This window comes from Aeromonas enteropelogenes (assembly GCF_020097295.1).
Lineage (GTDB): Bacteria > Pseudomonadota > Gammaproteobacteria > Enterobacterales > Aeromonadaceae > Aeromonas > Aeromonas enteropelogenes.
In genome coordinates, this window is the sequence record NZ_CP083625.1 from 1280001 (window position 1) to 1297973 (window position 17973).

Below are 17973 nucleotides of genomic sequence, written 5' to 3' on the forward strand. Positions count from 1 at the left end.
AATATCTCAGTAACGTACCTCTTCCAGTGATGACAGCCCCCATGCTTGCAAGGGGGCTGTCAGTTTTTGAGCCTCCCCATCCAGCCGGGTGCAATAAGCCCGAGCAATCACCTCATTACAGTGGATCTGGCCGGAAGCGGCATGGCCCCCGTTGGCCAGCAACCAGGCCACCCGTTTGGCCACCGCGCAACCCGAATCGACGAGCCGGCACCCTGGCATCAGTTGCTGGATCTCCTCATTCAATAACGGGAAGTGGGTACAACCCAGCACCAGCGTATCCGGCGTGCACTCCCCTTCCAGCCACTCAGCCAGGACTTCGCGCAGCAGCGGCATGTTGACCGGCAGTCCTGCCAGCTTGTGCTCGGCCTCGATGACCAGCTCTGTCGTGCCCTTGAGCAGCACCCGCTTGCCGGGGGCAAACTGGGCGATCAACTCCTGGGTATAGTGGCGGCTGACCGTGCCGGGCGTTGCCAGAAGACCGATGCAACCATTGCGGGTCAGGGCGGCTGCCGGCTTGATGGCGGGCACGACTCCCACGACCGGAATGGCCAGTGCGGCACGCAGCGCGGGCAATGCTATGGTGCTCGCTGTGTTGCAGGCGATCACCACCAGATCGATGGCATGCGCTGTCACCATGTGACTGACCAGACCGGTACAGGCCGCGATCAGCTCGGGTTCGCTCAGTTCGCCGTAGGGGAAGTTGGCGTTGTCGAAACAGTAGAAATAGTTGTGGGCCGGCAGGACGCGGCGGATCTCGCGATAGATGGTGAGGCCACCCATACCGGAATCAAACACGAGAATATTGGCCACTTGAGCTCCCCCTTTGGTGCAAGGGGGCGATCATACTCCCGGCTGCGGCCAATAGAAAAGGCCCTGCCAATGGCAGGGCCTCGGTTTTTTCCGATCAGACGGATAGGGCTTACAGGGAGTAATCCATGGTGATGTAGTAAGCGCGCTCATCGGCCGGATAGCCGACCGCGGTCTGATACTCCTTGTCCAGCAGGTTGTTGATCTTGCCGGAAACCTTCAGCGCCGGCGTCACCTTGTAACCCACCGCCAGATTCCACACGCTGTAACCACCCAGCTCGGTGGTGTTGGCCGCGTTGCCATAGCGCTCGCCCTGGTAAATCCAGCTCAGGGAGCCGTCAAACTGCTGCCACTGCGCCTCTGTTACCCACTTGGCGCCCTTGCGGGATATCAGCTGCAGCTGTTTGTCGGTGATCCTGTCTTTGGGATCCTTGTATTCGGCAGATACCCGATGACTCAACCAGCCGGTAGCGAACTCCCCTTCCAGCTCGACCCCTTCGATCCGTGCCTTGCCCACGTTTTGCGGCGTCCACATCCCCTGGCTATCGGGAGCCCACTGGATCATCTGCTCGAAATCGTTGCGATAGCCAGTCAGGCGCCACTCCACCCCGGCGGTCTGACCATCCAGCATCAATTCGCTGCTCTTCGACTCTTCCGGCTTCAGCTTGCTGTTGCCGGAGCCCGGATAGTAGAGATCGTTGAAAGTCGGTGCACGGAAGCCGGTGCCGTAACGGGCACTGAGACGGTAATCCTCTGCGAAACGCCAGCCCGCTCCGGTCTGCCAAGTGTTGTGACGGCCAAACTGTTCGTTGTCGTCGCTGCGTCCGCTCAACTCGGCCTGCCAGGTCTGGTTGTCAAACTGGGCGAGGGCATAGAGGCCGGTGTTGTCACGTTCTTTGGCGTCAGCCGGATAGGTGGCGCCGGAGGAGCGGGAGCGATCATCCAGCATGTCGCGCTGCCAGTCGGCCCCGCCACCCAGGGTCCAGAACTCGTTCACCTTGAAGCTGTTGACCCAGTTCAGGCTGTACTGGCGGGTATAGGTGCGGTTAACAGCCTGATCGCGACCGCTGTTGTCCGGATAGTCGTAAGCGTCCTGCTTGGAAAAGGCACCGCGCAGCTCGCTCAGGTAACGATCATCGTGATAGCGGGAACCGAGCTGGTAGCTCTGGTTCTCGGTCCAGGTTTCGTTACGCTGATGATTCGCCGGCCCCCAGGCGGAAGCAGCGGACGAACTGTCGTACTGGGCAACGTTGCGGAACCAGCGGGTCGTCCCGAACAGATCCCAGTTGCCAGTGAGCGCCTGCTGATAGTCCAGCATGGCGTTATAACCGCGGTGGCCATGACGATCGCCATCATTGATACCGGGCAGAGGATGTACGTTGTAGCCGGACTCGTCGTCAAAGCCGCCGGCGACTTTGAGCTGACCCGCCTCGCCCACCTGGCTGGCGCTGCTGAACGCCGCCTGGCGCTGTTGATTGGAACCAGCCCCCAGGTTGAACTTGTGCTGGTTGGTGCCCTGCTCGGGGCGCGTGATGATGTTGATCACCCCGCCGATGGCATCGGAGCCATAGATGGATGCACGCGGGCCGCGAATATATTCGATCCGCTCGACCTGATTGAGCGGCAGGTTGTTGAGTTCGGTCATGCCGGCGGTCAGGGAGGCGCTGCGCACGCCGTCTACCAGCACCAGCGTCTGGGAAGAGGTACCGCCGCGCACCCGCAGCGAGCTCAGTTGACCGCGGCCACCATTGCTGACCACTTCCACGCCGGGCAGGGTCTTGACCACATCGGTCACAGTCTGGGCTTGCAGGCGATCGATCTCGTCCCGGCTGATCACATTGACGGGAGCCAGTACGCTGGAGGCGGGTTGGGCGACGCGAGTGGCGGTCACCACCATGGTAGGATTGACAGGAATGGTCAGCTGCTGGGCAAATGCCGCCGTCGGCAACAGGGCAGCCGCCAATAATTTCTTGGACATGAGAGATCCTTAAGTTCGCGTAAGCATCTACTTCGTGGCCGGTTTCTCTCGGCCCGAAATACGAACTCTGGCAGGTCTTCGGGCTGGGGGGCTGATGACCTACGGCGACGGCTTCCCACCTGACGGCAGTGCCCTGATGTCGCTTCGTTCCCCCTTACCGCTGCGCGCCAGCTCCGGATTTTCACCGGATTCCCTATTAAGCATGATGCGCCAAAGCGGGGGGGATTATAGGCAGACGCATATCGGATGTATAGCCATCCAGATTTCTATTTTTTATTTTCCAGTGCCGCCAATCGCTGGCCGGCCCCCTCCATCACCGCCTTCACGCCGGGGTGGGAGAGATGACGACCGGCCGAGACCAGATAGTAGGAGAGGGCGACCTCGGGCAGGGTGGCAATCCGTTCGACACCATAGACGCGGGTTATCTCCTCCCCCATGGCGAGCGGAGCCGGAAAGATCCCCATCCCCGCCTTGCCAAACGACTTCATCAGGGCGGAGTCATCGAACTGGCCGACCAGGTGGGGATGGATACCCTGCTGGTGATACCAGGCCAGCAAGCGATCATGGGTCACCGACTTTTCACCCGGGATCAGCACGGGCAACCCCTCCAGCGCGGCGGGAAACCCCTTGCGGGCCTGCGCCGCCAGCGCCGGGCTGGCAAACAGGGCCAGCGGGCTGCGCCCCAGCTCGTGGTTATAGCCGCGGATGCCGCTGTCGGGGGGCAGCGGGCGGTCGGTCAGCACCATGTCCAATTTGTGTCTGGCCAGCTCGCTGAAGAGCTGGTCTGGCCGTTCCTCATGACAGATCAGCCGAAGCGGGGTCGCCAGTGCCATGGCCGGCGCCAGCAGTTCGAACGCCAGGGTGCGGGGGACTGACGCGGTAATCCCCACCTGCATGGTCAGCTCCTGGCTGGCGTGGCGCAAGGAGTGCTCCAGCTCGGCACCGAGCGAGAAGATGGCCCCGGCCTGTTCGAGCGCCTGGCGCCCGGCCGCCGTCAGCACGAGCCGCCTGCCGACCCTGTTGAACAGCGCCACGCCGAGGGATTGCTCCAGCTCGGCCACCTGGCCGCTGATGGTCTGCGGGGTCAGATGCAACTGCTGCGCCGCCCGCGTCACGCCACCGCTGCGGGCCACATGCCAGAAGTAGTAGAGCTGTTTGTAGTTGAGCATCGGACCCCTTATCAGTTTTTACCGAACAACCATCAATCAAAATCTGATTTTATCGAAGCATCATGCACTCTAGCATGCAACCACCCTGTGGACTGCTCCCGCGAGTCATCATGTTGGATGTTGTTGTTCTCTTTTTCCTGTTTGGCCTGCTGGCCGGTTTGGTGCGTTCCGAGCTCAAACTACCGCCCGCCCTCTACGATACCCTTTCTCTCTTTTTGCTGCTGGCCATCGGCCTCAAGGGCGGCGTCGGGCTGGCCCAGCAATCCCTGCTCCCCCTGCTGCCCCAGCTGGCGCTGGTGATCCTGCTCGGCGTGGTGCAGACCCTGCTCGGCTTTGTCCTGCTGCGCATTAAGATGAACCGGATCGATGCTGCCGCCACCGCCGCCCACTACGGTTCGGTCAGCGTGGCCACCTTCGCGGTCGGGGTGAACTGGCTCACCGAGCGCGGCATCGACTTCGAATCCCAGCTCTCCATCTTCCTGGCGGTGATGGAGATCCCGGCCATCCTGGTCGGCATAGTGTTGGCGCGTGGTGTGAGTCGCCAGACCCGCTGGCGGATGCTGGCCCACGAGACTTTCCTCGGCAAGGGGGTCACCCTGCTGCTCGGCGGCATGGCCATCGGCTATCTGGCCGGCCCGGAAGGGGTCGCTCCCCTCAAACCGCTCTTTGTCGACCTTTTCAAGGGAGCGCTGGCCCTGTTCCTGCTGGAAATGGGCCTCATTGTCGCGCGCCAGTGCCAGGACCTGCGCCGTCACGGTCTGTTCCTGCTCGGCTTCGCTCTGCTGATGCCGCTCGCTTCGGCCGGACTGGGATTGGCCGTCGGCAAGCTGATGGGGCTCTCCCTCGGCGGACTGACCCTGCTTGCCATCCTGGCCGCCAGCGCTTCTTATATTGCCGTGCCCGCCACCCTGCGCATCGCCCTGCCCCAGGCCAATCCCGGGCTGTCGCTGAGCGCCGTGCTGGGGGTCACCTTCCCGTTCAACATCATGCTGGGGATCCCGCTCTACCACAGCTGGGCCCGCCACTTCATGGAGTAGCCATATGCAGACCGAGACCCGCACCCTGTTGACCATAGTGACAGAGGCCACCCTGGAACCCACCCTGCTGCGCACCCTGACCCGTGAAGGGCTGCGCGGCTACACCATCACGGATGCCCGGGGCCGGGGAGACCATGGTGAACGCAACGCCAGCTGGAGCGAAAGCGGCAATATCAGGCTGGAGGCGATCTGCACTCGCGAGCAGGCCGAGCGATTGATGGAACATATTAAGATCCGTTACTACCCCGATTACGCTATGATTGCGTTCCTGCAAACGGTCGAAATAGTGCGACCCGAGAAATTCTGAGCCGGCATGCCGGCTTGTTTTGCCAACCAGAGACAAACGTTTGACTGCAAGGAGTAGTAATGAGCACCCCTCCCCTGATCGGCCTGGTAATGGGCTCTGACTCTGACTGGCCCGTCATGCAAGCGGCCGCCCGCATCCTCAAGGAGCACGGGGTTCCCTACGAAGCGCGCGTGGTATCGGCCCACCGCACCCCGGATCTGCTGTTCGAATACGCCGCCAGCGCCCGCGAACGCGGCCTGCGCGCCATCATCGCCGGTGCCGGCGGTGCCGCCCATCTGCCGGGCATGCTGGCCGCCAAGACCACGATTCCGGTGCTGGGCGTGCCGATCCCGACCCGCCAGCTCAAGGGGATGGACTCCCTGCTCTCCATCGTGCAGATGCCCAAGGGCGTACCGGTCGCCACCTTCGCCATCGGCGAGGCGGGTGCCGCCAACGCCGGCCTGTTTGCAGTCTCCCTGCTCTCCGTCGCTCAGGACGGCGACGCTCCCCGTTATCATCAGCAGCTCGACGGCTTCCGCGCCAAGGAGCGCGATCGGGTGCTGGCCCTCACCCTGGAGGAGCCGGCATGATACTGCCTCCCGCGACCCTCGGCATGCTCGGCGGCGGCCAGCTCGGCCGCTACTTTGTGATGTCTGCCCACCGCCTCGGCTATCAGGTCATCGTGCTGGATCCGGATCCCGCCAGCATCGCCGGCGCCGCTGCCGACGATCAGATCATCGCTGCCTATGACGACGCCGATGCCCTGGTCGAGCTGGCCCGCCGCTGCGACGCCATCACCTGCGAGTTCGAGAACGTGCCCGCCGCCTCCCTGGCCCTGCTGGAACAGCACAAGCCGGTGCACCCGGCCGCGAGCGCAGTACGCGTCTGTCAGGATCGCCGGGAAGAGAAAGCCTTCCTGGCCCGCGCCGGCGTGCCCGTCGCGCCGAACCTGACCCTGCTGCCCCACGAGCCGCTGCCGGCCCTGTCGGACGACCTCTTCCCCGCCATCCTCAAGACCGCCCGCGAGGGCTACGACGGCAAGGGGCAGTGGACCATTCACCAGGCCAGCGAACTGCCGGCGGCCCTGACCGCCAGCGGCGTGCCCTGCGTGCTGGAGAAGCGCCTGCCACTGGAAGGGGAGTTTGCCCTGACGCTGGCGCGCAGCCCGAGCGGTGCCATCAGCGCCCTGCCCCTGGTGCAAAACTGGCACAGCGGCGGCATCCTGGATCAGACCCGCTCCCCGGCCAACGTGCCGGCCCTGGAGGCCGAGGCTCAGCGCATCGCCGAACACATCATCGCCGCCCTCGACTACGTGGGCGTACTGACGGTGGAGTTTTTCCTGGTCGGCGGCCAGCTGCTGGTCAACGAGATGGCCCCCCGCCCCCACAACTCGGGCCACCCCAGCATCGACAACGCCAGCTGCAGCCAGTTCGAGCTGCAAGTGCGCGCCCTGTGCGATCTGCCCCTGCCGGCAAAGGCCGAGGTGCAACCCGCCATCCTGCTCAACCTGCTCGGGGATCTGTGGCAAGATGGCACCCCGGACTGGGCCGGCGCCCTGGCCCTGCCCGGGGTGCACCTGCACCTCTACGGCAAGGGCGAGGCCCGCCCCGGCCGCAAGATGGGCCACGTCACCGTCACCGGCCGCGACTGGCCGACGGTCGAGGCCACCGCGCACCAGCTGCGCGCCCTGCTGGGCCTGCCGCCGCGCTAAGCGTCGCAGGTACCAACGAAAAGACCCGGGCATTGGCCCGGGTCTTTTTTATGGTGCAGTCTTAGACGAAGAGTCAGGCTTGTTCGGCAGAGGCCGCGACGGGAGCCGGCAGGCGGATGGTGAGGGAGAGCACCAGCGCCACCACCAGCAACACCAGAATCAGGTTGAAGGTCGCCATGAAGCCGCCGAACAGGGAGGCTACGATGGAGCCGATGATGCTGCCCAGACCAAAGCCCAGATAGATGACGCCGTAGTTCTTGGTCAGGTTGTTGAGACCGAAGAAGTCGCTCATCAGCGAGGGGTAGACTGTGATGGTGCCGCCGAAGCTGAACGCCACACAGGCCACTGCCACGAAGAAGAGGTTGGCGTTGAGCGGCACGAACAGCAGCAATCCCATACCACCGAGCGTAATCAGCTGGGCGATGGTGATGACCCGGATGCGGGACATCTTGTCGGAGAGGATACCCAGCACCAGACGGCCACCCAGGTTGGCCATGGCGATGATGGCGACGGCGTTGGCGGCGACCACGGCTGGCAGACCCACCATCTTCTCGCCGATGTCCTTGGCCACGCCGATGACGTAGAGACCGCTCATGCAGGCAGTGAGGAACATCAGCGCCAGCATCCAGTACTGGGGCTTGCGCATCGCCTCGGCCAGAGTGAAGTCGCGGCTCTCGCTCTGCTGCACGGCGGCGACCTGCTTGGGCGCATCCTTCATCAGCATGCCACCCACCAGCACCATGGACATGGCGATCAGCCCCCACAGCTGGAAGGTGGTCTCAAGGCCGTTGCTGGAGAGCAGCAGCAGGTTGATGTACTTGAAGCCCAGGCTACCGAGGCCATAGGCGCCGATGGAGCAGGCGGAGATGAGCCCCTTGCGCTCCGGGAACCACTTCACGCAGTTGGAGAGGGTCATCAGGTAGCCGGTGCCGTCGGCAAAACCGACCAGGATGCCGGCGCAGAGGTAGAGCATGGCCAGGTTGCTGGCGTGGGCGGTGAGGAAGAAGCCGATGCCGAGCAGCACGCCGGCCCCCAGGGTGACGTTGCGCACCCCGAACCGCTCCTGCAGCTTGCCCGCCATGGAGGAGGCCACCGCCAGGGAGAGGCTAAGCAGGCCGAAGGCGAAGGCGACCTGGCTCACCGGCTCGTCCAGCTTGTCGGAGAGCTGGGCGTTGAACAGGCTCCAGGTGTAAACGGATCCCAGCGCAAACTGGGTGATGATGGTCCCCAACAGGGTGAGGTAGCGGGTGCGATTCAGATCGATGGTCATGATGCGTCTCGGTCAATGGCCTTAAGGAAACTGGGGCCACTATAGGCAAGACGCCACTCCCGCCGACCGATTAAGGCATGAAATGCAGATCGGCGGGAATGAATGACAATCAGAGCCGCATCAGCTGACGGAACGCCTTGATGTTGCTGCGGCTGACCGGCACCTCGAACGACAGGTCATGGAGTCGGATGAGATAGGTGCTGTTGAACCAGGGCACTATCTCGCGGATCTTGTTGATGTTGACGCAGTAGGAACGGTGGCAGCGGAAGAACCCTTCGGCAGGCAGCCGGCTGACGAACTCGCTGAGGGTCATGGTCATCACGTAACGGTCATCGCGGGTGTAGACATGGGTCAGCTTCTCGTCGGCTTCCGCGTAGTAGATCTGCTCGCAGGGGGTGACGATGATGCGCTCCCCCTTCACCAGGTTGACGGTGCGATTGTGTGGCGTGCCCGATTCGTTCCCCTGCCCCGTCTGCGACTTGCCCGCCAGCTCGAGCTTTTGTAGCAGGCTGATGAGGCGCGGCTCGTTGTAGGGTTTGAGGATGTAGTCGAACGCCTCCAGCTCGAACGCCTCCACCGCAAACTCCTTGTAGGCGGTGACGAAGACGATGTGGGGCGGATGGCTCGACTTGTGCAGATTCTTGGCCAGCAGCAGGCCGTCGATGGAGGGGATCTGGATATCCAGAAACACCACGTCCACCTCGTGATCCTGCAGGTATTTGAACGCCTCCAGCCCGTCCTCGAAGCTCGCCACTATCTCGATCTGGCTGTGCTGATTCACCAGATAGATGAGCTCCTCGCGGGCCAAGTATTCATCTTCCACTATGATGGCTTTCAGCATGGCATCGACTCCTGATCCGGCAGATAGAAACTTACTTCAGTACCCGGCTCCAGCCGCTTGAGGTGCAGGCCATCGCCATAGAGCAGCTTGACCCGCTGATGCACGTTCATCAGGCCGATGCTGCGGCTCTCCACCCGGCCGGCGGCGACCCCGTCGATCACTGCCTGGCTGATGCCGTAACCCGTGTCCCGCACCGCCACCCGGATGCCCCCAGCCAGCTGTTTCACCTCGATAGTGACCCGGCCCGGCGCGCTGCGGGGCTGGATGCCGTGCAGGATGGCGTTTTCCACCAGCGGCTGCAACAGCAGGCTCGGCACCTGGATATGCACGTCATCCACCTCGAACACCACCTCCAGCTTGTCGCCGAAGCGGGCCTGCTCGATGGCCACGTAGTCGCGCACTTGCTGCAACTCCTCCTGGATGTCGATGAGGGTGTCCCCCTTGTTGAGGTTGTAACGCAGGTAGTCCGCCAGGTTGGCGATGAGCTGGCGCGCTTGCTGGGGACGGATGCGGATCAGCGACGAGATGGCGTTGAGAGCGTTGAACAGGAAGTGCGGGTTGATCTTGCTCTGCAGCGCGGTGAACTCCGCCTTGCGGGTCATCTCTTTCAGTTGCTCGATGCGCGACACCTCCATCTGGGTGGAGATGAGCTGGGAGAGGCCCACCGCCATCTCCTTGAGAGAACTGGTGATGCTGTGGGTGCGGCGATAGTAGATCTTGAGAGTACCGCTGACGGCGCCGTTTTCTCGCAGCGGAATAATGATGACCGAGTGGAAATCGGAGAGGTGATACTGGCGCAGATCGTTGTTGATGATGATCTGGTCGAGCAGCACCGCCTTGCGGGTCATGGCGCTGATGGCGTGATGCTCGTCCAGCGCGTAGTAATCCTTGCCCACCCCCACATAAGCCAGCACGTCATGGGTATCGGTGATGGCCACCGCATCGGCGCTGATCTCGCGCCGGATGACGTCACACACCTGGCTCAGGGAGTGGCGGTTGATGTTCTGGAAAAACGGCAGGGTCTGGTTGGCGATATCCAGCGCCAGCTTGGCCTGCTTGGCGGCGATCAGCTCCTTCTCGTCATCCAGATCCTGCACCAGCTTGATGATGAGGCCGATGCATAGCGTCCCGGCGATCATCGGATAGGCTATGTGGTTGACGATCTCCACCCCCACCGCATGGGGCTCGGTCAGCTGCCAGATGAGCAGCATGGTCAGCCCCTCGCAGGCCATCCCCGCCAGAATGCCGTAGAGCCAGAGCCGCGACTTGCGGCATCTCAGGTGCAGCCAGGTGGCCAGCAGACCGGCGATGATGCTGGCGATAAGGCAGGGGATGGAAGTGTGACCATCCATGTCGATGAGATAGCGGTGCAGGCCGGAGATAACCCCGGCCGGAATGCCGACCCAGGGGCCGAACAGGATGCCGCCCGAAATGATGGCGATGATCCGCACGTTGATGAGCGCCCCCTCTATGGGGATGCCGGTATAGGTGCTGAACACCGCAAACAGGCAGAAGATGGCGGCGACCAGCACCAGTTCGGCCGGAGTGTGATCCCGCTTCTGAAACAGGCGCTGGAATGGCCGGGTACGGGTCAGGAAGAACAGGGTCATCAGCATCAGGGCGGCCCGTTCGAACACCGCCAGCAGCATCATCTGATTTTCAAGCATGGATACCTCAAGACCGCAACAAGTGGGAGCCCACTATAGGGATTGTGAGCTCGGTCACCGCTGACCGGGATCAAGGAGAGAGGGCGAGTCACCGCGCCAGAAACGAAAAAGCCCCGCACCAACACGCGGGGCCTGACAAACAATCCTCATCAGGAGAGGGTGGCCAACCTGGCCGCAAACCCCATAAAGAAGAGGCCGATGAGACCGTTGCCCAGCTTGGCGAGGCGCACCTTGCGTGCAAAGAAACGGGCCATCAGGGTACCGCCGAAGATCAGCAGGCTCAGATAGACGAAGCTCATTGCCTCCAGCATGCCCGCCAGCACCAGGTAGGAGAGCCAGGTGTGGGCATAGTTGAAGTCGATGAACTGCACAAAAAAGGAGACGTAGAACAGGATCGCCTTGGGGTTGGTGAGGCTCAGGGTCAGGGCCTTGCTGAAATAGCGCTCTCCCGCGTCTATCTCGGACTCTTCTCCTTCCCGTCTGGCGATGAAGTTGGCGTGCAGTATCTTCACTCCCAGATAGAGCAGATAGATGGCGCCGAGGTAGCGCACCAGGGTGAACAGCAGGGGGGTGGTGCGAATGAGGGAGGCAACCCCCAGATAGGCGCAGAAGATCAGGATGGCATCGCCGACGAATACCCCGAGAGCGGCGCGATATCCCGGCCCTATGCCACGGCTGGCGCCGGTGCGCAGCACGTAAAACGAGTTGGGGCCCGGCGCTATGATGATGAAGAAAAGACCCACCAGATAGGTCCAGACGTTGATGACCCCCAGGCTCTCAAACATCGGCCACCTCCGTTCTTGTCATCGACCAGGCCGCGACATCAATGCCATCCAAGCGTTCGTACATGTTGCCCCCGAGAGACGGAGGACACCTGTGCAGAGGCGCCCTCCCGGATAAAAGAGTGAACAACCACTCTATACCAATCTCTGGCAGGTCGGAAACCGCCGCATAAAAAAGCGGCAAACATGCCCTATTCCGTTAGTAAACCGGCGGCAGTCACAGCACCGCCGGCGATCAGCAGTATTGACCGGCGACCCAGCCGGAGGACCAGGCCCACTGGAAGTTGTAGCCGCCGAGCCAACCGGTCACATCCACCACTTCGCCGACGAAGTAGAGGCCGGGCACCTTGCGCGCCTCCATGGTCTTGGAGGAGAGCTCATTGGTGTCGACGCCCCCCAAGGTTACCTCGGCGGTGCGATACCCCTCGGTGCCGTTGGGCAGGATCTGCCAGTCTCCCAGCAGGGCAGCGATGGCTTCCAGCTCCCGCTCGTTGTACTGGCGCATCGGCTTGCTGTCGAGCTGGCCCAGCTCCACCAGCTTGTCGACGAAGCGTTTGGGCAACTCGCGTCCCAGCACAGTTTTCAGCTCCTGGGCCGGATGGGCCTGGGCCCACTCCCGCAGGGCGGCCGCAATATCGAGCTCCGGCAGCAGGTTAATGTGGATCTTCTCGCCGGCGTGCCAGTAAGAGGAGATCTGCAGAATGACGGGGCCGGAGAGGCCGCGGTGGGTGAACAGCATGGCCTCCTTGAAGCGGGTGCCATCCTCGGCGGTCACCGCCACCGGCAGGCTGATGCCCGCCAGATCGGCAAAGGCCTCTTTTTCGGCCTGATGCAGGGTGAAGGGCACCAGACCGGCACGGGTCGGCAGTACCTTGAGGCCAAACTGCTCCGCCAGCTTGAAGCCATAAGGGGTGGCGCCGAGCTTGGGCATGGAGAGGCCGCCGGTGGCCACCACCAGCGAGTGGCAACGCACCTCTCCCTTGCTGGTCGCCAGCACGAAGCCCTCGTCACCCTTGCTGACGGAGAGGATCTCGGTCTGACACTGCAAGGTCACCCCGGCCCAGTCGCACTCGGTGAGCAGCACGTCGACGATATCCTTGGCGCTCTCGAGGCAGAACAGCTGCCCCAGGGTGCGCTCGTGATAGTTGACCCCGTGGCGGTCCACCAGATCGATGAAATCCTGCTGGGTGTAACGGGCCAGCGCCGACTTGCTGAAGTGCGGATTGGCGGAGAGGTAGGCGTGGGCCCCCGCCTGATGGTTGGTGAAGTTGCAGCGGCCACCGCCGCTGATGAGGATCTTGCGGCCCGGTTTCTTGGCATTGTCGAGTACCAGCACGGAGCGGCCCCGATAGCCCGCCTGCGCCGCACACATCAGCCCGGCCGCACCGGCCCCGATCACCACCACATCCACTTGCATCATCACAGCCTTACTCATCAAACGACCAACCAACACGGTCCGGAGAAATACAGCAGGGTCGCCATTGTGCCCGGCGGCCACCACCACTGCGGTTTTCGCCCCGAGACAATAGAAAACGGCCCGTAAAAGGGCCGTCATTGTACTGGCTGAACACTAAGTGTCCACGACTATCAGGCGTTGCTGTCCATGATGCTGGCCGGCGCGCCCTTGGCCAGCTCGGCCAGCTCCTTGTCGATGAAGTAGAGGCCCTTGCCATCCTCGCCCACCAGACCCAGGCGATCGACGATGCTCTTGAACAGCTTCTCCTCTTCGTGCTGCTCGGCCACGTACCACTGCAGGAAGTTGAAGGTGGAGTAGTCCTGGGTGGTGAAGGCCACGTGAGCCAGGCCGTTGATGCACTTGGTGATGTGGTATTCATGCTCCAGGGTGGTGCGGAACACGTCACCCAGCGACTTGAACTCGTGGGGAGGCGCGTCGATGGCACCCAGCTTGGGCATGGCACCGGTCTCGCTCACATAGGTGAACAGGCGCTCCATATGCTGGCGCTCCTCGACTGCGTGCTGGCGCAGGAAGGTGGCGGCCCCTTCGAAGCCCTTGTCTTCGCACCAGGCGCTCATCTGCAGATAAAGATTGGAGGAGTAGAACTCCAGGTTAATCTGTTCGTTCAACTTTTCGATCATGGGTTGGGCCAACATACTGATTCTCCACTGTGATTTGGTATCGATTGTCGCCACACTCAGGTTGCGAATCAACCCGCCAACGGGAGGGAGATCCCATTTCCTGCTCGCTTAAGGGATCAGCTCGGTGAGCGAGGCGACATCCACGGGCGCACCATAATCCACGCCAGTCAGCTCGAAACCATTGAGCTGCATGAAATCCCGGCGCAGGCCGGCGAAATCCCCCAAGGCGTGGAAGTTGTCCGGCGTTACCTTGGGCCAGAGCGCCGAGACGGCGGCCTGAATGGCCGGATCCAGCTCGTGGTCATCCATCCGGATCAGCCGGTTGCCATCGGCCACCACCCCATTGGGCCCGTACATCTTGCCGGCAAACAGCCGCTGCATCTGCTCGATGCAGCCCTCGTGCACTCCGCGCTCCTTCATCACCCCCATCAGCAGGCCGAGATAAACAGGCAGCACCGGAATATAGGCACTCGCCTTGGTCACCAACGCCTTGCACACCGACACCCAGGCGTGGCCATCGATTTGTGCCAGTTGCAGGTTGATGGTCTCGGCGGTGGCGTGCAGATGCTCCTTGGCATAACCAATGGTGCCATCCCGATAGAGGGGATAGGTCGATTCGGGGCCGATATAGGAGTAGGCCACCGTCTGGGCTCCGGGCGCCAGGCAATCCGCCTGCTGCAGCGCCTGCAACCAGAGCTGCCAATCCTCGCCCCCCATCACGGTGACGGTATCGCGGATCTCCTCCGGGGTAGCCGGCGCCAGGGATTGCTGCACCAGGGCATCGCGCTCCAGATCCAGCCCCCAGCCGCTGAAGGGCTGGCCCGTGGTCTTGAGCACGGAGCGCACCTGAGCACCATCGGCCAACACTCGGATGCCGCTCGCCAGCGAGTAGATCACCAGATCCACCTGCCCGAGCTGCTGGCGAATGGTCTCGATGGCCTGCTGGCGCATGGTGTCGGAAAAAGCGTCCCCGATCAGGTTGATGGCGATGCGCCCGGCCTGCTCCGCCGCCTGCCGAAACCAGATGTTGTTGTACCAGCCGGCGCTGCCAAGCCCCTTGTCGGAGGGGCCGCGCTCGAACGAGATACCTATGGTATCGGCCCCAGCGCCGAAGGTGAGCGCGATGCGCGACGCCAGCCCGAAACCGGACGAGGCCCCCAGCACCAGCACCCGTTTGGGCCCGTTGAACGGGCCTGCGGCCCTGACACTGGCGATCTGCTGCTGCACGGCGGCCCGGCAGCCGATGGGGTGGCAGTTGCGGGCGACGCAGCCCTGGATCTGGGGAGTAATGATCATGACGGTGTCTCCAAGGGAATTGGCTACAGCATAACCAAGCGCAGGGAGATTACCTTGATACCGGACGGATTCCGGAGAAGAAAAACGACAGAAAAACAAAAGGGAGCCGAGGCTCCCCAAAGCGGTATTCAAATGCTTTTTGTTGTTTTGTGTTCATTGCGAAGCACGGGCACATCCTATGCCTCTCCCTGCCGCCGAGCAAGCCGGGGGATGTGACCCGCTTCAAACTATTGTTTATTTAATGTACAAACAATGCTGTTGCTGCGAGCAAGCGCACGCTCCCGACAACCATTCAAGCCCGTTCAAATCCCTAAACTGTGCCCTCGGCACCATTTTAGTTTCAGCGGAGATTGGTATAGTGGGCTCAGGATCAGTGAGGAGAACTCCCATGAGTGGAACCTATTACAAACACATTCTGGCCGCGATCGATCTGTCGGAAGACAACCGCAAGGTGATCGAGAAGGCGGTCGATCGGGCCCGTTCCAACGGCGCCAAGTTGTCGGTGATCCATGTCGATGTGGACCTCAAGGACCTCTACACCGAGATGATCGATATCGACATCGACAACGTGCAGGATCAGGTGATCGCCGAAGCGAAGGAGAAGCTGGAAACCTTCCTGGCCTCGGTGGACTACCCCATCGAGAAGAAGCTGGTGATCTGCGGCGACCTCAGCGAGCGGGTCAACCAGGCGGTCAAGGATTACCAGATCGACCTGCTGGTGTGCGGCCATCGCCAGAGCTTCTGGAGCCTGCTCACCTCCAGCGCCCGCCAGCTGATGAATACTGTGCCCTGCGATCTGCTGGTGGTGCCCTTGCAGAAGTGATCAAACAGGCGTAGCTTGATTTGCCATGAATATGACCATCTTCACTCACAACTACTGGTGGTGCTGCTTCTAAACAGGCGGCACTGCTTTTCTATGTGAAATTTTCCCGAAGAAAACACCGTGACCGCCGAGAGGCGGTCAACTGTTTTTACTCCCTTGTCGCCTCCCGGCCCACCCCCAACTGGAGAGAGTGACATGCAAAACCCCGTTATCCTGACCGGCGATCGCCCCACCGGCAAACTGCACATAGGCCACTATGTCGGCTCACTGCGCCAGCGCGTCGAGGCCCAGCACCATTACCGCCAGTTCGTGATGATCGCCGATCTGCAGGCGCTGACCGACAATGGCCACAACCCGGCCAAGGTGACCGATCACGTGCTGGAAGTGATGGCCGACTATCTGGCCGCCGGTCTCGACCCCGCCAAGACCACTTTCTGCCTGCAAAGTGCCCTGCCCGCCCTCGCCGAGCTCACCACCTATTACCTCAATCTGGTCAGCGTCGCCCGGCTGGAGCGCAACCCCACCGTCAAGGCGGAGATCCAGCAAAAAGGGTTCGAGCGCAGCCTGCCGGCCGGTTTTCTGGTCTACCCGGTCAGCCAGGCCGCCGACATCACCGCCTTTCGCGCCACCCATGTACCGGTGGGTGAAGATCAGCTGCCCATGCTGGAGCAGACCAACGAGATAGTGCGCCGCTTCAATACCCTGGTGGGCAGGGAGGTGCTGACCGAATGCCAACCGATCCTGAGCGACACTGGCCGCCTGCCCGGCATAGACGGCAAGGCCAAGATGTCCAAGTCCCTCGGCAACACCATAGAGCTCGGCATGTCGAGCGACGAGATCAAACAGGCGGTGTTCGCCATGTATACCGACCCGGACCACCTCAGGGTGAGCGATCCGGGGCGGGTGGAGGGCAATATTGTGTTCGCCTATCTGGATGCCTTCCACCCCGACAAGGCGCTGGTGGCCGAGATGAAGGCCCACTACCAGCGCGGCGGCCTGGGGGACATACGCTGCAAGCAGGTGCTCAACGACTGCCTGCAAACCCTGCTCGCCCCCATGCGGGAGCGGCGCCAGGCCGCCATCGCCGACAAAGATAGCCTGCTGGCGTTGCTCTATCAGGGCACGGAGCAAGCCCGCCTTCTCACCGGCGAGGTGCTGGCCGAGGTGAAGGGCTCCTTGGGACTCGACTACTTCGCCAGGCTGCGCTGAGCAGGAGAGCCCAGCGCATCGTCGCCATAGAGGTCGAAGGCGATCCGGTGCAGCAGACTCTTGAACCAGCCGATCGCCTCGTCGTGGGCGGTGAGCGGGTGGCCCGCCATCAGATAGACGATGGGGATGGCGGGATCCAGCTGATGGAGGCGCAGTGGATAGTAGCGGCAGAAGTGGCGCCCGATCATCTCGGGCACCACAACAAGATAGCGGCCGGTCGCCATCAGCGGCGGCACCGCCATAAAGCTCGGCAACCTGACCCCCAGTTCACGCTCCACCCCGAACCGGGCCAGCCAGAGCTCTACCATGGCCTGGCTGTGACCCCAGCTGGAGGTGTGGATATGGGGTCGGCTGACCAGCTCGCGCGGGCCCAGCGCATCGGGCAGTTCACTGCCCAGCGGTGACAGGCAGACCAGCGGGTTGTTGAACCAGTCCTCGCGCCACAGCCGGGGCGAGAGGTGGTTGGCACCGGCAAACCCGATCACCAGATCCAGCTCTCCCTTCTCCAGCTCCCGTTCGTAGTCGCTGTCCGCCAGCTCGCACACCTCCAGCCGACAGTGAGGCGCCTGCCGGTACAACCGGTCCACCAGCACAGGAACCAGACCATGCTCTACCGATCCCGGGGTGGCGATGCGAAAGATCCGTCGTGCGCTGGCAGGATCGAACCCCTTGGCCTGACGCAACCCCTGCTCCAGCATGGCGAGCGCCTGACGCACCGGCCCGGCCAGCGCCTTGGCCCGCTCGGTCGGCATCATCTCGCGCCGGCTCATGACAAACAGCGGATCGTCGAGCGCCGTTCGCAACCGCCCCAGGGCGTGGCTGACGGTGGACTGGGAGAGGTGCAGCCGCTCGGCGGCACGGGTGACGTTGCGCTCCTGCATCAGCATGTCGAACACGGTGAGCAGGTTAAGGTCGAGGCGGGAGAGGGAGGTTTCCATCGATAATGACCATAGTTGAATGCCAACAATTCATTTTTGACATAGTAACAGATTGCCTAGAA

The 17973-nt window shown here is 62.4% G+C and carries 17 protein-coding genes and 1 riboswitch; of the genes, 6 read left to right on the forward strand and 11 right to left on the reverse strand.

The window, feature by feature from the left end; all coding sequences use genetic code 11:
• Nucleotides 1-6 precede the first annotated feature (6 nt).
• The 3 genes from murI to LA321_RS06045 form a co-directional block, all read right to left on the reverse strand.
• The gene (gene murI / locus LA321_RS06035; protein ID WP_042071441.1) at nt 7-810 is read right to left on the reverse strand and encodes a glutamate racemase; all 804 of its coding nucleotides are present in this window, start codon (nt 808-810) and stop codon (nt 7-9) included.
• Between the two features lie 109 nt (nt 811-919).
• Nucleotides 920-2785, reverse strand: a complete 1866-nt coding sequence (locus LA321_RS06040) for a TonB-dependent receptor domain-containing protein (protein WP_042071439.1) — start codon at nt 2783-2785, stop codon at nt 920-922.
• 52 nt (nt 2786-2837) lie between these two features.
• A riboswitch (cobalamin riboswitch) is annotated at nt 2838-3015 on the reverse strand.
• A gap of 36 nt (nt 3016-3051) precedes the next feature.
• On the reverse strand, nt 3052-3954 hold the full coding sequence (locus LA321_RS06045; protein ID WP_042071436.1) for a LysR family transcriptional regulator: 903 nt from the start codon (nt 3952-3954) through the stop codon (nt 3052-3054).
• A gap of 110 nt (nt 3955-4064) precedes the next feature.
• On the opposite strand from LA321_RS06045, the gene LA321_RS06050 reads away from it, so the two are divergent.
• From LA321_RS06050 to LA321_RS06065, 4 genes are read left to right on the forward strand one after another with little or no spacing between them, the layout of a single operon-like run.
• Nucleotides 4065-4991 carry a sodium-dependent bicarbonate transport family permease gene (locus tag LA321_RS06050; protein ID WP_042071434.1) on the forward strand — a complete coding sequence of 309 codons (927 nt, stop codon included), beginning with the start codon at nt 4065-4067 and terminating at the stop codon, nt 4989-4991.
• Nucleotides 4992-4995: 4 nt separating this feature from the next.
• Nucleotides 4996-5298, forward strand: coding sequence for a P-II family nitrogen regulator (locus tag LA321_RS06055; protein ID WP_026456329.1), 303 nt, complete (start codon nt 4996-4998; stop codon nt 5296-5298).
• A 59-nt stretch (nt 5299-5357) separates the two neighbouring features.
• Nucleotides 5358-5867: a 5-(carboxyamino)imidazole ribonucleotide mutase gene (gene purE / locus LA321_RS06060; RefSeq protein WP_042026785.1), complete on the forward strand. Its 510-nt coding sequence runs from the start codon at nt 5358-5360 to the stop codon at nt 5865-5867.
• Nucleotides 5864-6988, forward strand: a complete 1125-nt coding sequence (locus tag LA321_RS06065) for a 5-(carboxyamino)imidazole ribonucleotide synthase (protein WP_042071432.1) — start codon at nt 5864-5866, stop codon at nt 6986-6988. The genes purE and LA321_RS06065 overlap by 4 nt, the downstream gene beginning before the upstream one ends.
• A 73-nt stretch (nt 6989-7061) precedes the next feature.
• Here LA321_RS06065 and LA321_RS06070 read toward each other — a convergent pair whose 3' ends face one another.
• The 7 genes from LA321_RS06070 to fabV form a co-directional block, all read right to left on the reverse strand.
• The gene (locus LA321_RS06070; RefSeq protein ID WP_042071431.1) at nt 7062-8258 is read right to left on the reverse strand and encodes an L-lactate MFS transporter; all 1197 of its coding nucleotides are present in this window, start codon (nt 8256-8258) and stop codon (nt 7062-7064) included.
• 109 nt (nt 8259-8367) lie between these two features.
• Entirely contained in the window at nt 8368-9099 is a 732-nt protein-coding gene (locus tag LA321_RS06075) for a LytR/AlgR family response regulator transcription factor (RefSeq protein ID WP_042071428.1), read from the reverse strand.
• Nucleotides 9093-10766 carry a sensor histidine kinase gene (locus tag LA321_RS06080; protein ID WP_042071426.1) on the reverse strand — a complete coding sequence of 558 codons (1674 nt, stop codon included), beginning with the start codon at nt 10764-10766 and terminating at the stop codon, nt 9093-9095. Before LA321_RS06080 ends, LA321_RS06075 begins: the two co-directional genes overlap by 7 nt.
• Nucleotides 10767-10915: 149 nt before the next feature.
• Nucleotides 10916-11551, reverse strand: coding sequence for a leucine efflux protein LeuE (leuE, locus tag LA321_RS06085; protein WP_026456335.1), 636 nt, complete (start codon nt 11549-11551; stop codon nt 10916-10918).
• A gap of 232 nt (nt 11552-11783) precedes the next feature.
• Complete coding sequence (locus LA321_RS06090) at nt 11784-12968, reverse strand: BaiN/RdsA family NAD(P)/FAD-dependent oxidoreductase (RefSeq protein WP_042071424.1); 1185 nt, start codon at nt 12966-12968, stop codon at nt 11784-11786.
• A gap of 167 nt (nt 12969-13135) precedes the next feature.
• Nucleotides 13136-13660, reverse strand: coding sequence for a non-heme ferritin (gene ftnA / locus LA321_RS06095; RefSeq protein WP_042026793.1), 525 nt, complete (start codon nt 13658-13660; stop codon nt 13136-13138).
• 93 nt (nt 13661-13753) lie between these two features.
• Entirely contained in the window at nt 13754-14941 is a 1188-nt protein-coding gene (fabV, locus tag LA321_RS06100) for an enoyl-ACP reductase FabV (RefSeq protein WP_042071422.1), read from the reverse strand.
• A 388-nt stretch (nt 14942-15329) separates the two neighbouring features.
• Here fabV and LA321_RS06105 point away from each other — a divergent pair, with 388 nt between their 5' ends.
• On the forward strand, nt 15330-15764 hold the full coding sequence (locus LA321_RS06105) for a universal stress protein (RefSeq protein WP_026456230.1): 435 nt from the start codon (nt 15330-15332) through the stop codon (nt 15762-15764).
• 195 nt (nt 15765-15959) lie between these two features.
• Nucleotides 15960-16973: a tryptophan--tRNA ligase gene (gene trpS / locus LA321_RS06110; RefSeq protein ID WP_042071421.1), complete on the forward strand. Its 1014-nt coding sequence runs from the start codon at nt 15960-15962 to the stop codon at nt 16971-16973.
• On the opposite strand, the gene LA321_RS06115 is transcribed toward trpS, so the two are convergent.
• Nucleotides 16952-17911, reverse strand: coding sequence for a LysR family transcriptional regulator (locus tag LA321_RS06115; RefSeq protein WP_042071418.1), 960 nt, complete (start codon nt 17909-17911; stop codon nt 16952-16954). The genes trpS and LA321_RS06115 overlap by 22 nt on opposite strands.
• Between the last annotated feature and the right edge of the window lie 62 nt (nt 17912-17973).